Here is a 14,344-nt window from a genome sequence, read left to right on the forward strand (position 1 = left end):
CTGGCCAACCGGGCCGTCTCCCTGCAAAGCCGCCATCGACGTCGCCGCCACGACGGCCAGATCAAGCGGCAGCCCGCTCCAGAAGCTCAGGAATTCCCTGGGCTCCCGGGTGTTCCTCGAAACGCGGGATGAGATCGCGTACGAGCTGAACGCAACGGGGAGCACCGATTCGCTGAGCGAGTTCCAGCGATTTGAGAGCGGCCGCGGCAGCAAGTTCGGGCTCGTTCAGGTCGAGATGGCTCTTGGCTTGGTACGTGAGGAAGACTCCTCGGGTCTTGTCGCGGCTCGGCGGGAGGAGGTCCTGGCCTTCGCGGATGAGCTGGTGGGCGCGGCGGGTTTCTCCGAGGTCGAGGAGGCATTGTCCGGTGTCGACGGCGAGGTCGGCTTCAGACATCCAGGAGCACCATGCGGGCACGGGGCGTCCGGAGGCGGCGGCAAGCGACTTCTCTGCGACGGTGATGGCTGCGTGTGTGGCCCGAGTATCACCTTGTGCCGCATGAGCTCGGGCCAGGCGGAGTTGGAGCAGGGAACGGGCTGTGGGGTGCGAGGTGCGGGTCAATGCCCGTTCGAGAATGCCAGCTGCTGTTTGGGGGTACCCGCGCCAGCTGGCCTGGTAGGCGAGGTCACCAAGGAGGGCTGCGCCCATGTCTCGATCCCCGTTGGCATGGGCGCTGTGCAGGCCGGCAATCCAGAGCTTCGCGGCGGCGGTATGCAGGCCCCGGTCGAACCGGTTCCAGGCAACGGTCTGCGACAGGGATGCAGCCATCGTGTGGAGTCGCTGGGCGATGGCGGGGGTGTGGCGGCCGTGTCTGATCAGGTTGACCACGGTGGACAGGTGGGCGTCGAGGAGGATGACGGCGTGCTGGCGCTGCTCAGTGGCGAGGCGGTTCAGCTGAGGGCTGGTCTCTTCCAGCATCGTCACGAGGTCCTCATCGACAGTGCCGCCATTCATGGCCTGCGCGAGGGGTCGGGTGTCGCTGGTGGACCAGCTCGTAGCCAGGGCGGTGAGTGCAGAGCCGGAGAAGGTCAGGAAGTTGCGGCGGTCCAGGGGGTCCATAGCAGCTCGCAATGCCTCTCGGAGGGCTGGGACGGCACTGTCAGGCCCGAGCGGGATCACTCTCTCGTCTGCTCCGGGCAGCCAGTATGGCCAGTCGCGGGCGAGTACGTCCTCAAAGGGGATTGTGAAGACGTCGGCGATGTAGGTCCTGGAGTTCTTGTCAGGGGTGACGCCGTTCTCCCACTTGTGCACCCGACTCTTGTCCGTTCCCGATCGCAGGCCTCGGCGCTCTGCGGCCGCGCAGATTTCCTGGGCCAGTTCGGCGCGGGTCATGCCGCGGATGCGCCGGGCGTACGCGAGGGGATGGAGGATCAGCTCGTCCACACAGGAATCCAATCACCGGGTGTCCTCAGCAGCGTAGTGCTGGAACGGGCGGGACCCCTGCGGGACCCCCGTCAACTCCTTGAATTTGTCGCATTGTTGAGCTGAACTCGATCTCCTGATCGAGAGCTGCCGATCTGCGTGGCGGCTCACGGAGCCGCATCCAGCATTGCCGCACGCGCGTACGCGGCCCGGCCCACTCACCTGTTCTGCGGCCTCCGGCCGTCTATATCGCCGAACCCCAAGGGGAGTTCATGGACTTCAGCTCGGTACCGCTTCCGACCGGTACGCACACCATTGGCAAGCAGTTCGACTTCGAGGCCGGCCACCGGCTGCCCGGCCTGCCGCCCGATCACAAGTGCTCGCATCAGCACGGGCACAGCTACCAGGTCGACGTCATCCTGACCGCTCCCGCGTTGGAGAAGCCCGGCTTCGTCACCGATTTCGGGGCCCTCGCTCCGTTCAAGAAGTTCCTTGACGCCGAGCTTGACCACCACAACTTGCACGAGGTCCTGCCCTTCGAGCCAACCTCGGAGCGTCTGGCCCAGTTTCTGGCTGGCTGGTTCATCCAGAACCTCCAGCCGACGATCCCCGGCCGCTTGGTCGCCGTTTGCGTCCGGGAGACCGGACGGAGCTGGGCCCGGTTCGATGTGGAGGGGCAGTGACCGTCCCCGGGCCGGCCTCGGTTGAACTGTCGACGAGCGACGCCGAGCCTTCTCTGATCGTCGCGGAGTGCTTCGGTATCGAGACGCCGACGTTCCAAGGAGAGGGCCCCAGCTGCGGGCATCCGGCCCTGTTCGTCCGCCTGTCGCGGTGCAACCTGACTTGCACGTCGTGCGACACGAAGTACACCTGGGACTGGTCCCGGTTCGACCCACGTCAGGAGTCAACGAGGAGGACGGTCGCAAGTCTGGTGGCCTGGGCCGCGTCTTCGCCGGTCGAGCTGGTCGTGATCACCGGCGGTGAGCCGCTGATCCAGCAGCCGCGTCTGGTACCCCTTGTTCAGGGGCTGCTGGCCGCCGGGAAGCGGGTTGAGTTCGAGACGAACGGCACCATCGAACCCGACCCCTCTCTGCTGGTCGACGGGGTTCGGTTCAACGTGTCGCCCAAACTCGCCAGTTTCGGGGTGGACGAGGCCAAGAGCATTGTGCCCGCCGCGCTGGCAGCGTTGACGGCGACGGACCGGGCCGTGTTCAAGTTCGTCGCATCCTCGGTCTCCGACCTCGACCGGATCGCCGAGCTGGCCGATGCCCACCAGCTCTCCCCGGTGTGGGTGATGCCGGAAGGCACCACGGCGGAAACCCTCACTGCGGCGACGCGAGTGCTCGCGGACGCGGTCGCGGTCCGGCACTGGCACTTCACCACCCGGCTTCATGTGCTGGCCTTCGCCGACGCCCGAGGCCGGTGACCACACCCACCGCTCACTCCCCCTGTCGTTCCCCGTCCCGGAAGCGAGAAGACACTCATGACGAGCTCTGTCGCCAGCCCCATCCCCGCCGTGAGCACCGCTATACCCGCGCCCGGCCAGCCGGTCGACACCGGCCGGGTCGCCGACCTCATCAACCAGCTCCTGGTCGAGCTGGGCGAGGACCCCACCCGCGAAGGTCTGGCCGATACCCCGGACCGGGTCGCGGCCTGGTGGAAAGCGTTCCTGTCCCCGGACGGCACCGCGACGATCACGTGCTTCACCGAGTCCCACCTGAGCGGCCAACTGGTCGTCGTGGGCGGCATGAGCGTGTGGTCGCTCTGCGAGCACCACATGCTGCCCATGAACCTGCAGGTCGCCGCTGGATATGTGCCGGACGGCGAGGTAGTGGGCCTGTCGAAGTTCGGCCGGATCGCCCAGCACTTCGCCGGACGGCTCCAGGTCCAGGAGCGCTTCACCCGACAGGTCATCGAGCGACTCACCGAGGTGATCGGACGGAAGGACGTCGCCGTCGCCGTGCGCGGTGTGCACCTGTGCATGAGCATGCGCGGCGTGCGGATGGAGACCGCGCACACCACCACGGTGCGCACCGGCGGCCGGTTCAGAAGCGACCCGGTGCTCAACCAGCAGTTCCTCACCCTCGCCGCCGCCCAGTGGAACGCGGCCTGATTCCCGACCGGCAAGCAGACCAAGAAGGAGGTGAAACAGATGGCCATGTCACCGACGCCGTCGGCGCACGACGCTGACCGGCCCGGCCCCCTGTACCTGACGTGGGACGACATCAGCGCCGCGACAAGGGCCCTTGCCGAGCAGGTGGCGGCTGCGGGGGCGCCGCAGGCCGTGGTGGGCATTGTGCGGGGCGGCATGATCCCGGCCGTGTGGCTCGCCCATCGTCTCGGGATCCGCGACGTGCGGACCGTCGAGGTCACCCGCACCACCAGTGATGGCATCAACGCCGCCAAGACCGCGCTGCCGACCGCCCGCAACCCCGCATCGCTCGGCGACCTGACGGGCCTGGACGTGCTGCTCGTCGACGACATCGCCGGCAGCGGCGCGACCCTCGCCCACACGGCGGACATGCTCCGCGACCTCGGCCCCACCCGCGTGCGCACTGCAGTCCTCGCCGTGAACCGAGCCAACTGGGCACAGGGGCCCGAGCCCCACCGCGAAATCGACCACATCGCATCGCTGACCGACACCTGGATCGTCTTCCCCTGGGAGGAGAAGCATGAGCGCTGACGCTGAACGAGCAGTACCGCACCCGGCTGGGCAGGCCGGTGATCGGCCGGAGGCCAGCACGATCACCATCACGCCTCCCGCCCCCCGCGCCGATGACGATTCCGGCCGGCCTCTGTGGGTGAGCGTGGAGGGCATCAACGGCATCGGGAAGACCAGCGCGGTCTACGCGACGGCCGCATCCCTCGGCTCGCGGTGTCTGTGTCTGGACGAGCTAACCGATCAGACCACCGACTCCTTGCCCGGCCGGGTGATCGCCGCCCTCAGTGCGAGCGGGGACGTCTTCCTGCGGACCGGGCACCCGGTCGTCGAAACCCTGGCGCTGTTGGCCCTGAAGTTCCGCGAATTCGAGCGCCTCAACTCCGCGCGTCTTGACGGCGTTGATGTGATCGTTGAGGACCGCGGCGTGGACAGCGTGGCCGTCTACCAGGGGGCGATCCTGCACGGCGCGCACCGTCCGACGCCCGCCCGGACGGTGGCTCAACAGATCCTGGCCACCGCCCGCCGGTGGCGGCCGGTGCCGGACGCCACCATCCTGCTGACCGGCGACCGCAAGGTGAGCGCGGCTCGCTTCGCCGCACGGATCGGCCGCGAGCTCACGACACACGACCAGGAAGTGATCGAACAGGCCGACCAGCTGTACCGCGACCTGGCCGCCGCCGAACCCGACCGGTTCACCGTGATCGACGTGACCGGCCAGGACGCGGAGGGGACCGGCAAGGCCGTCGAAGCCGCTGTCCGAGCCGCCGTGGCGCACAGGGAGGTCAACCATGCCTCGTGACATCACCCTGCTGTGGGCCTTGAGGTCGCCCTGCTCGTTCGCCTGCCCGCACTGCTACTTCGGGGAGCTGGAGGACCATAAGAGAGTCCTCCCGGAAGGCTTGGGCGTCCTGTCTCACATCCCCGTCCGCGACCTCGACCGGACGGTTATGGACGCGTTCGCGCGGACCCTGGCCGACTCGCCGGTCGAACGGGTCATCATGGCCGGCGGCGAACCGCTGGACTGGCTGCCCACCCTCACCCTGATCGAGACGATCAAGCAGGCCGGGTGCCAGGTCGTCGTCGCGACCAACGGCGTACCGCTCACCCGGCCCGGCATCGCCCGGCGGCTCGTTGACCTCGGTGTCGACGGGGTTTCGGTGTCCCTCGACAGCGCGGACGCTGCTACGAACGACCTGCTGCGACCCTCGCGGTCCGGCCGGGTCGGGCACCATGAGGTCTTGGCCGGCATCCGCACCCTGCTGAGCGAGCGAGGATCCGGGCCGGGCCCCCGGGTCGGCATCTACACGGTGGTCGTGCGCGACCGCCCCCAGGAGATCACCGACGTGGCCCGGATCGCCCGCGAGGTCGGCGTCGACTACTACGTTCCGCAGCCCATCTCCCTCCCGCCCGACCACAAGCTCTTCAAGGAGCGGTGCCACACCCTCCAGGACGTCCCCGCGGTAGCCGACCAACTGCGTCGGCTCCAGGAGGACCCCGGCAGCCTCACGATCCCGGACCCCGCCTACATGCAGCAGTTCCTCGCCTCGATCTCCACCCAGGCCAGTGGCCGGGTCGAAAACTGCTTCGGCGGGGCCCAGCTGTTCTTCATCCAGCCCGACGGCTCGCTGTGGGACTGCCCCTCCGACCGGCGGACCGCTGCCACAGCGCTCGAGGCGCAGCGCACCATCATCGGCGCCGACGCACGGACCCTGTTCGCCGACCGCCCGGCGTGCACGGACTGCTCCCACTTCAGTCGGGACTGCGTGAACATGGGCCCCCTCGTGCTCGGCATGCCCCGCCTCCTCGCCCAGGGAGCAACATGACCGGCCTGCCACCCCTCCCCGGCGGGGAGGCCCTCGGCGAGGCCATGGCGGCCGCACTGTCGGGGATGCCAGACCCTGCCGGAACCGAGTTCACCACCCGGCTCGAGCACGACCTCGCGGAGGCGTTCTCCACCCGCGACGCGGTCGCGGTGTCCTCAGGTACGACGGCCTTGCACGCCGCGCTGTCCGCGATCGGCATCGGGCCGGGCGACGAAGTCCTCCTCCCGGCCCTCACCGTCGTCATGACTGCCGCACCGCTCGTTCTGCTCGGTGCGACACCGGTATTCGTCGACAGCGACCCCGACACCCTCGACCTGGACTACGCCGACGCCGCAGCGAAGGTCACGGCTCGTACCAAGGCGATCGTGCCTGTGCACCTGTGGGGCAGGATGGGAGACCCAGCCAGGCTCCGTTCGTTCGCGGCCGCGCGGGGTCTCACCATCGTCGAGGACGCCGCCCAGGCCATGGGAACGTCGCGCGCCGGCATCAAGGCCGGAACGGTGGGCGCAGCCGGATGCTTCAGCCTGAAGGACGGCAAGATCCTCTGGAGTGGTGAGGGCGGCTTCATCCTGGCTGACGGCAGCCGACTCTCCGCGGACGCCCGGGCTTTCCGTAGCCATTGGCTGCAGCCCCCGCCCGGCAGCCGCCCCCAGGAACGGAGCTCTCTCAACGGGCGCCTGGCCGAACCGCTCGCCGCGCTCGCCCAAGCCAACCTGCGCAGGTTTCCCTCCCTGCTGGAGCACCGCCGCGCCCAGACCGCACACCTGATCCGCGCTCTGGAGGGCATCCGCGGCATCACGCCTCTCGAGCCGGCAGCTGACGAGACGTGGAACCACTACGCCCCGCTTCTCCGTGTCAGCTTGACGAATCCCCGGTTGTTCGCCGAGCGCCTCGCCCAACAGGGAGTGCCGAACTCCACTGGCAGCTTCAGGCTCGTGCCGTGCGACACCCGGCCCATGTTCACCAGCCCGGACCGGACGCCGTGTCGCGGCGCCGCCCAGATCCTTGATCGCACCCTCGCTCTCGTCCTCACCGAGCGCGACTCCGAAGCGGTGCTCGACCGCTACGCCGCCGTCATCGCCCGGGAAGCCGCCGCATGGAGCGCGTAGTCGACACCCCCGAGCCCACGCCGAACACCCCGAACGGATGCTGCTACATGACGGTCACACCGGTACGCCCTTCCTGCACCCGCGGGCCGCTGATCTCCGCCGAAGGCCTCAACGGAGTCGGCAAGACGTATCTCACCAACCGCGCAGTTGAAGCCCTCGACGACCAGCCGCTGATGCTCGACGAGTTCTCCCAGAGGGCGGACGGGCGCCCTGGGCTCGGGGGCGCCCTGCTCCGCTCGCTGCGTGAGGCCTGCGCAGGGGATCCGTTCCTGCTCGGGGGCACCCCCATGACCGAGGCCCTGCTTCTCATGGCCATCAAGCGGCATGACCTGGACACTGTCATTCCCGACCTGGCCAGCGGGCGTGCCGTCGTTGAGGGCCGCAGTGTGGACACCACGGCGGTGTGCCAGGCGGTGCTGCTGCATCCCGATGACCCGGATGCTGCTCTGGAGACGGCAGTTGCCCTGCTGGACCTCGCGTCCTCCTACAGGCCACTGCCGGATCTCACGATCCTCGTCACCGACGACGCCTCCGAGGCGCGGGTGCGCGCACAACGGCGTGATGAGCGCGTCTTCACCCGCGAGCAGGCGATGTTCATGCGCGAGGCGTGCACGCTCTTCGAGCGCGTCGCTGCCACCGATCCGGGCCGCTACCGGGTCGTGGACCGGCGCCTGATGGACGAGCATGAGGCGGTCAAGCAGATCCGGGCATGGATCCAGGGTGCCGGGGGCGACCTGGGCTGCATGGTTGAGCCGTGGCAGGGCCCGGGAGCTCCGTGCATGTGCTGCGGCCACCGCGCCGACGTGGAGCCGACATGAGCGAGGCAGCCCGGCTTTCCGCTTGCCCGGGCCGGCCGCCAGCAGGGAACTGTATGCCCGCGATCCCCGACGGCGTCGAGGCTGTGATCTTCGACTTCGATGGGACTCTCGCTGATACGACCCCCAGCCACGAGGAGGCGCTGCGAGCGGCCCTGCATCCGTACGGCATCGAGCTGGACCACGAGTGGTATGGCCGGCACGTCGGCCTGTCCATCCACGATCTCCTGGCAGCCCTGCCCGGCGGCCGGTCGCTGCCCACCGACACGGTCATTCTGCAGAGCCGCACCCACCTGCTGGCCGCAACCCATACCATCGCACCCATCGCGTGTGTCGTCTCGCTCCTGCAGCAGGCGTGCCGTGCCGGGCTGCCCTGCGCCGTGGCGTCGGGCGCCAGTCGGCTCCTAGTCGAACCGGGGCTCGACGCTCTGAGCCTGAAGGACGAGCTCGCAGCCGTCGTCGCGCGCGAGGACGTCACGTACGGCAAACCGGCCCCGGAACTGTTCCTGGCGGCCGCCCGGCGCCTGGGCGTCTCGCCGGGTCGCTGCCTCGCGGTCGACGATGCTCCCGACGGCATCGCCTCCGCCCGCGCCGCGGGCATGCAGGTGATCACCGTGCTCGGCGGCCACCTGGCACCCGTCGATGAAGAGGCGGCATGGGAGTCCGTCACCCCACACGCAAGGACCCGGTCCGGCGGACTCAGTCCAACTGCTGCCGATGGCACCACTGCGCCCCGATCCGCAGATCCCACCCGATGACGGCGCGACGCCGTCGGACCCGAGGAGCATGATGCCCGTCCTCCACTCGACCAAGGATCTCCAGGTCGTCGAACCGCCCACGGCCACGAGAGAAGGTGTCGGCGTCTTCGAGTACACGGACAACTACACCGTCTTCCACTACGGCCGGATGCCGGACCTGATCCCGGGCAAAGGCGAGGCGATCTGCCGCATGGCCGTCTTCAACTTCACCATGCTGGAGAAGGCAGGTGTACGGACTCACTTCCGCCGGTTCATCGCCCCGAACCGGATCGAGTTCACCCTCGCGCGCCTTCCGGACCCGGCGGCCCGCCCCCTCACCCCGGACTCCGGCAACTACCTCATCCCCCTCCAGGTTCTCTTCCGCAACGAGCTCCCAGCGGGAAGCTCCGTCCACCGGCGGCTGACCACCGGTGACCTGACACCGGCCGCCATCGGGCTCCGCGCGATCCCCGCGGTCGGCGAGAAGCTGGAGCAGCCGCTCATCGAGTACGCAACGACACGGGAAGACGTCAACCGCTTCATCACCCCCTCCGAGGCCCAGCGCCTCGCCGGCCTGGACGAAGAACAATTCCAGTCCCTGCGCGAGATCACCGTCAAGGTCAACGAGGTGCTGACCAGGCACGCGGCAGGGCTCGGGCTGAGCCACTGCGACGGCAAAGCCGAGTACTTGGTGGCGAGCAATGAGGAGTTGGTGCTCGCCGATAGCCCCGGCACGCCTGACGAGAGCCGTCTGATGTTCAACGGCGTGCACTGCGGCAAGCAGGTCCTGCGGGACTGGTACGTGGACAACGGGCAAGAGATCCCGGTCAGCAGGCTGATCGCCAACGGCGTGCCCAGGAATCAGTGGCCGAAGCCTGCACCGCTCCCGCTCGATTTCCCGCTGGTGATGGCGGACCTGTACCGGTCCTTGAGTGAGACCTGGACAGGCGAGCGCCTGTGGAACGCGCCGAACCTGTCGGCCGCCGTGCAGGCCGTGGCCGGCCTTAGCAGTCGGTGACGGCACACCACGGGGGCCGGCTCTCGGGCATGCTCCTCCATGCGCGTACGCGGGCCCGGGTCGGCGGCGCCACGGAACCTAGGAGAACGGTGAACACATGGGCTTGACTCAGGACCCGAGCTTCCGGGCGACGACGTTCGTGGTCATCGACTTCGAGACGACGACCCCCACCGGTTACCCGGCGCAGCCCATCGAGGTCGCCGCCCTCGCATTCCGCTACGCGGAAGGCGCGTGGCAGGAGACCGGACGGAGTGAGTCCCTGATCCGGCCTCCCGCGTTCGCCCCGGTGACACCAGCTGACACAGCTCAGACGGGCCTGACTCCCGAGCAGCTTCAGCAGGCACCCACCCCGGCCGAGGCACTGGGTGCGCTTGACCGGCGGCTCACGGCCGGTAGCACGTACCTGCTGGTGGCTCAGCACGCTGCCACCGAGGCCAACGTCATCCGCAACCAGGCGGAGCACTGTCCGAAGCTGGCCCGAACCGACTTTCTTGACACGATCCCGCTGGCCAAGCACCTCATCCCGGGGCTGCCGAACTACAAACTCGACACGCTGCTCGGGCACTTCGGCATCCCCCAGCCGGCAGACCGGCACAGGGCCGCCGCCGACGTCGACGTCACCGCCCAGGTGTTCCGCCGGCTCATTGGCGCCGCCGACGAGAACGCTCAGTTCAGGGACCTCGCGGCTGTGGTGAAGACCGCGGGGCGTACGGCCAAGTTCAACCTGCCTGTCCAAGCCGGGCTGTTCGACGTCTAGCCGCGACGGGCGTGACACCTGCAAGACCGATCTGAGAGAGGATGGTGCTCAATTCAATGAGTAAGGAACAGCCGGAACTCGACGACGTTCCCTTCTGGTTCGACCCGCTGTGTCCCTGGGCGTGGATCACCTCACGCTGGCTCCTGGAAGTCGAGCAGGTCCGGCCGGTGCGCGCGGACTGGCGGATCATGTCCCTGGCCTACCTGAACCTCGAACAGCGCCAGGGCAAGGGGCTCAGCGACGACTACCGCGCGCTGATGGAGAAGGCGTGGGGTTCGGTGCGGGTCTGCCAGGCAGCCGCTGAACACGCAGGCCCGGATGTCCTTGGCTCGCTGTATACCGCCATCGGCACCCGCCTTCACAACCAGAGGCGACGCGAAGATCCCACCGTGATCACCGAGGCGCTCGCCGAGGCGGGCCTTCCCGTCTCGCTGGCATCGGCCGCCACAAGCACTGAGTTCGACCAACTCATCAAGGACTCGCACAACGAGGCGTTCAACGAGGTCGGCCTCGACGTCGGTACGCCCATTCTCCGTATCGGCGGCACTGCCCTGTTCGGCCCCGTGCTCAGACAGGCCCCCCGCGGCGAACCTGCCGGACAGCTCTGGGACGCCCTGGTCATTGTGGCCGGGACGGACGGCTTCTTCGAGCTCAAGCGAAGCCGGGACAGCAAGCCTTCCTTCGATTGAGTGGAACCACAGCCCGGTCGGCGTGGAGTCCGGCTGTATCCATCGAGGCTCCTGCCTTCGGACCGACCTGCGGGCGAACGACGGCCGCGGAGCCTCGATGGTGCGCCCCGAGCCGGTGACGCCCGGAAGCACTCAATGTGCCCTATCACCCCGACCCGCTTGGCCCCCGATGACGAGATGAGCCGCTCGACACGCCGCAGCACCCACCCATGAAGCGAGGCTGCCACATTGGCACAAGACGCCCTTACCGGCTGGGACGACGACACCACCGCCGAGTCCTATGCCGCATTCACCCGCACCTTCCCCATGTACAGCGCCTCCAGCCGTGACCTCGCCAGCCGCGCCCACCTCACCGACAGCCACCTGATCGTTGACCTGTGCGGCGGCACCGGAACGACTGCCGAGGCACTCCTCGCCCTTGCCCCGCCTGACGCCAGAGTCGTCTCCCTCGACAACTCCGCCGCAATGCAGCGCATCGGCCGCCACACCCTGAACGATCCACGACTGTCCTGGGTCGGCGCACCCGCAGAGGACCTCGCCGAACACGTCCCGGCCAACAGCGTCGACGCCGTCGTGTGCAACTCGGCCATCTGGAAAACCGATGTTCCTGCCGTGTTCGCCGCAGTCCGTCGTGTTCTGCGGCCCGGAGGCCGGTTTGTGTTCAACGTCGGCGGAAGTTTCGCCGGAGTCACCCACCCCGACGGACAGACCGGACCTGCCAGCCCCTCGCTTTACTCGTTGGTTCATCACATCGCCGCCCGGGACTACGGCTATACCCCGCCTCCGCCGAGCGGCCCCCCGAAGCTGCCGCTCCCGGCCGTCACCCGCCACCTGGCCGAAGCCGGGCTGACGCTGGTAGACGCAGAGGTTACGGCCCAGCACACCACCACGGCAGAGAGGAAGGCGTGGCTGTCCATCCCGGTCTTCGCCCGCCCCGACGGTCACTTCTCCTACGAACAGCAGATGGAGATCCTCAAAGAGGCGTACGCCCAGACTAGGGCCGACGAAGTCGCGGTGACGAGCTGGCTTGTCGTCGTTGCCCAGCTCGATGGGGGGCGGGAGTGACAGCTCCGTCGTGCCGCGATCCCCGTGCGATCACTCAAGCCACCACAGTTCGGCAGACGTCGGGTGAGGCTGCGCGCGTCGAGGCTCCCGCGTTCGGTTTGGCAAGGAGGCAACCAACGACCGCGGAGCCTCGACCGGTGCGCAGGGTGATCCGGTGCCACTGCAGACCGGAAGCGTTCACAGGGGGCTGGTCAGCCGATTCCGGCCGGCGCGCTGATCGCTCGCGCGATGCGGTGACCGACCAGGCGCTCGGCCAGGGCCACTGGGTACCAGTCAGCCCCGGTCACCTCAGACTCCTGAATTCGCCCGACCTCGGCGTGGGCTGTCGTGAAGGCATACCCGATGTCGAGGTGGTAGTGCTCGGGCTCGTTCTTCTTGGGCCGGGCTGGAACCCGGCCGTATTCGATGTAGACGGGAGCCTGCGAGGCGGGGAACACCTGGCTAGGGTCGATGCCGGTCTCCTCCGTCAACTCGCGCACTGCCGCGTCGATCAGGGTGGTGTCGGTCGGCTCGAGGTGGCCGCCAGGCTGGAGGGTGATCCCGTACGCGACATGTTCGATGAGCAGGATCTCGGTGTCACCGCGGACGAGGAGTGCGCCGACGGTCACGTGCATCGGGAAGCTCCGGCGGGAACTGAAGTCTTGACCTTGAGCCAGGAGCCGCTGCGGCTCGGACATCTGCTCGGCCTCTTCAGGGTAGCGCTTGAGGTAAGCAGCAAGGACAGCAGAGATGTCCGAATCACTGATCGCCACGGGTCACCTCCACACCAGTCCGAGGCGTGTATGCCGCCCGGGTCCCTTCCAGCCAGGCCCGTCCGCTGTGAACCTCCAGCGCAGCAATGCGGACGTCAGAGACTGCCTCATTCAGAACCATTTGCCCAAGCTCCCCATGACCCACTCGCCACACCCTATGCGGCCGGCGAGCACGCGGGGCGCAGCGGCCCGCACGTCACCCGGTCGTGTTCAACCGAATCCCTGAGCCGCGGTGGGCCGGGCATGGTGGCCGGTCGCGTCGAGGCGGTCAGCAGTGCGTGTCCCTCCGTTGGGTCTGCTTCAGGAAGGAATCCCGGTCATGAACGGTGACAACAGAACAGAACGAGGTGCCTGGGTAGTCCTGGGCGGAATCCACCTCCTCAACCAGACGACGCCGCAGCGGCCGGACGAGCTGATCGTCCTTGTCCGCGTGGCCCCACAAGAGATCTGTTTGCCGAGCACCACCGTGGTCATCCGATGGGACACGCTCGGGATGTGCCCGGTCGAGGCTCTGAGTACGAGCGGCACTCGGCTCGGGTCCGCCCGGGTTGACGGCAGCGCCCTGTTCCCCGACGCCATCGCCGGGTCCGCTCTGCAAGAACTGGTCGGTGCCAGCGCCGCCCCGGGGCTCGTGCCACTGTGTTACTTGTCCGAACATCCCGGCGGCGGATACCACGCGTACGCGCAGATCCGGTTCCACCCCGAGGACGCCTGCTTCGTCCGAACCACCCGTGAGCCGGTCGGTCACGGCCCGGCCGAGGCCCTGCGCTGGCTGGACCAGGTGCTATCCGCACACGCAGAGTCGAGCCTGGCGCTCAACAACCACCTGCGGTACTTCCGCACGCACTTCGCCGGAACCGAGTTGGAGTTCAAGTACACCCTCGACCCGACGCCGGACATCTGGGCGGCGTCTATAGAGCTGCTGAAAGCCTTGCGTGACGGCAAACTGAAGGGCTGCCGACCGGAGTACCGGGAGGAGTTCCAGATCCACCACACCGAGAACCACCTATTCGACGTCACGGGGCCCGAGAAGGAAATCGGCTATGCCTCGTTCATCCCCACGGTCTCCGCCGGGCACGTACTCAAGCGAAAGTGGTTCGCCGAGGACGCCTTCGCCCGCCGCGAGGAGCTGTTCTCCAACATCGCCATCACATCCGACGGCTTCGAGGAGTACCTGCGCAAGGAACTGGGGCTCCAAGTTCGGGCCATGCCGCCCTTCCGGCGCGTCCGCTACGACGTCCAGTGCGAGTCGATGGGCACCGGCCACGTCTACGGAATCTTCTTCGACCGCTGCTCCCTCCTAGCAGCACCCGAGGTTGTCCTGTCCCAGTGCGAGCTGGAGTACAGGCGCTCGCGCAGCGTCTTGATCCAGGACGAGAACGAGATCCTGAGCGAGATGAAACGCATCGACCACTGGCTCCGGAGCCACCTCGCCGCCCGCGGTTGGGCAAAGAATCACACCTTCTACTCCAAGCGGAGCTTTCTGCGCGATACGGTCGCAGCCCGGCCCGACCTGGCTCTCGGCCACTAACGAGAACCGCTCCCGCGTAAGACGGT

Annotated in this window: 16 protein-coding genes; 14 read left to right on the forward strand and 2 right to left on the reverse strand. The window is 68.0% G+C overall.

From position 1 onward, the window contains the following. Window positions 1–61 precede the first annotated feature (61 nt). Complete coding sequence (locus ACZ7IB_RS40420; protein WP_470919651.1) at window positions 62–1,381, reverse strand: helix-turn-helix transcriptional regulator; 1,320 nt, start codon at window positions 1,379–1,381, stop codon at window positions 62–64. A 251-nt stretch (window positions 1,382–1,632) separates the two neighbouring features. Here ACZ7IB_RS40420 and ACZ7IB_RS40425 point away from each other — a divergent pair, with 251 nt between their 5' ends. From ACZ7IB_RS40425 to ACZ7IB_RS40485, 13 genes are all read left to right on the forward strand, one after another. After that, window positions 1,633–2,043 carry a 6-pyruvoyl trahydropterin synthase family protein gene (locus tag ACZ7IB_RS40425; RefSeq protein WP_470919653.1) on the forward strand — a complete coding sequence of 137 codons (411 nt, stop codon included), beginning with the start codon at window positions 1,633–1,635 and terminating at the stop codon, window positions 2,041–2,043. After that, window positions 2,040–2,786 carry a 7-carboxy-7-deazaguanine synthase QueE gene (locus ACZ7IB_RS40430; protein WP_470919655.1) on the forward strand — a complete coding sequence of 249 codons (747 nt, stop codon included), beginning with the start codon at window positions 2,040–2,042 and terminating at the stop codon, window positions 2,784–2,786. The genes ACZ7IB_RS40425 and ACZ7IB_RS40430 overlap by 4 nt, the downstream gene beginning before the upstream one ends. 57 nt (window positions 2,787–2,843) lie before the next feature. Next, a complete protein-coding gene (folE, locus tag ACZ7IB_RS40435) occupies window positions 2,844–3,473 on the forward strand; it encodes a GTP cyclohydrolase I (RefSeq protein WP_470919657.1) in 630 nt (209 codons plus the stop codon). Between the two features lie 39 nt (window positions 3,474–3,512). Next, entirely contained in the window at window positions 3,513–4,043 is a 531-nt protein-coding gene (locus ACZ7IB_RS40440; protein ID WP_470919659.1) for a phosphoribosyltransferase, read from the forward strand. Further along, window positions 4,033–4,821, forward strand: a complete 789-nt coding sequence (locus ACZ7IB_RS40445; protein WP_470919661.1) for a dTMP kinase — start codon at window positions 4,033–4,035, stop codon at window positions 4,819–4,821. The genes ACZ7IB_RS40440 and ACZ7IB_RS40445 overlap by 11 nt, the downstream gene beginning before the upstream one ends. After that, window positions 4,811–5,845: a radical SAM protein gene (locus tag ACZ7IB_RS40450; RefSeq protein ID WP_470919663.1), complete on the forward strand. Its 1,035-nt coding sequence runs from the start codon at window positions 4,811–4,813 to the stop codon at window positions 5,843–5,845. Before ACZ7IB_RS40445 ends, ACZ7IB_RS40450 begins: the two co-directional genes overlap by 11 nt. Then, complete coding sequence (locus ACZ7IB_RS40455; RefSeq protein ID WP_470919665.1) at window positions 5,842–6,954, forward strand: DegT/DnrJ/EryC1/StrS family aminotransferase; 1,113 nt, start codon at window positions 5,842–5,844, stop codon at window positions 6,952–6,954. The genes ACZ7IB_RS40450 and ACZ7IB_RS40455 overlap by 4 nt, the downstream gene beginning before the upstream one ends. Next, complete coding sequence (locus ACZ7IB_RS40460; protein WP_470919667.1) at window positions 6,942–7,772, forward strand: dTMP kinase; 831 nt, start codon at window positions 6,942–6,944, stop codon at window positions 7,770–7,772. The genes ACZ7IB_RS40455 and ACZ7IB_RS40460 overlap by 13 nt, the downstream gene beginning before the upstream one ends. Window positions 7,773–7,825: 53 nt before the next feature. After that, window positions 7,826–8,527 carry an HAD family hydrolase gene (locus ACZ7IB_RS40465; protein ID WP_470919669.1) on the forward strand — a complete coding sequence of 234 codons (702 nt, stop codon included), beginning with the start codon at window positions 7,826–7,828 and terminating at the stop codon, window positions 8,525–8,527. A gap of 28 nt (window positions 8,528–8,555) precedes the next feature. Beyond that, window positions 8,556–9,524 (forward strand): phosphoribosylaminoimidazolesuccinocarboxamide synthase, encoded by a 969-nt coding sequence (locus ACZ7IB_RS40470; RefSeq protein ID WP_470919671.1) that lies wholly within the window; start codon window positions 8,556–8,558, stop codon window positions 9,522–9,524. A gap of 97 nt (window positions 9,525–9,621) precedes the next feature. Continuing rightward, entirely contained in the window at window positions 9,622–10,281 is a 660-nt protein-coding gene (locus ACZ7IB_RS40475; RefSeq protein WP_470919672.1) for a 3'-5' exonuclease, read from the forward strand. A gap of 56 nt (window positions 10,282–10,337) precedes the next feature. Next, window positions 10,338–10,970, forward strand: a complete 633-nt coding sequence (locus ACZ7IB_RS40480; RefSeq protein WP_470919673.1) for a mycothiol-dependent nitroreductase Rv2466c family protein — start codon at window positions 10,338–10,340, stop codon at window positions 10,968–10,970. Between the two features lie 228 nt (window positions 10,971–11,198). Continuing rightward, window positions 11,199–12,035 (forward strand): class I SAM-dependent methyltransferase, encoded by an 837-nt coding sequence (locus ACZ7IB_RS40485; RefSeq protein WP_470919674.1) that lies wholly within the window; start codon window positions 11,199–11,201, stop codon window positions 12,033–12,035. 191 nt (window positions 12,036–12,226) lie between these two features. Here ACZ7IB_RS40485 and ACZ7IB_RS40490 read toward each other — a convergent pair whose 3' ends face one another. Further along, window positions 12,227–12,787 (reverse strand): NUDIX hydrolase, encoded by a 561-nt coding sequence (locus tag ACZ7IB_RS40490; protein WP_470919675.1) that lies wholly within the window; start codon window positions 12,785–12,787, stop codon window positions 12,227–12,229. Window positions 12,788–13,106: 319 nt separating this feature from the next. Between ACZ7IB_RS40490 and ACZ7IB_RS40495 the strand changes: the two genes are divergently transcribed. After that, window positions 13,107–14,318 (forward strand): hypothetical protein, encoded by a 1,212-nt coding sequence (locus ACZ7IB_RS40495; protein ID WP_470919677.1) that lies wholly within the window; start codon window positions 13,107–13,109, stop codon window positions 14,316–14,318. Window positions 14,319–14,344: the final 26 nt, after the last annotated feature.

This window comes from Streptomyces sp. NPDC037301, from assembly GCF_055602785.1.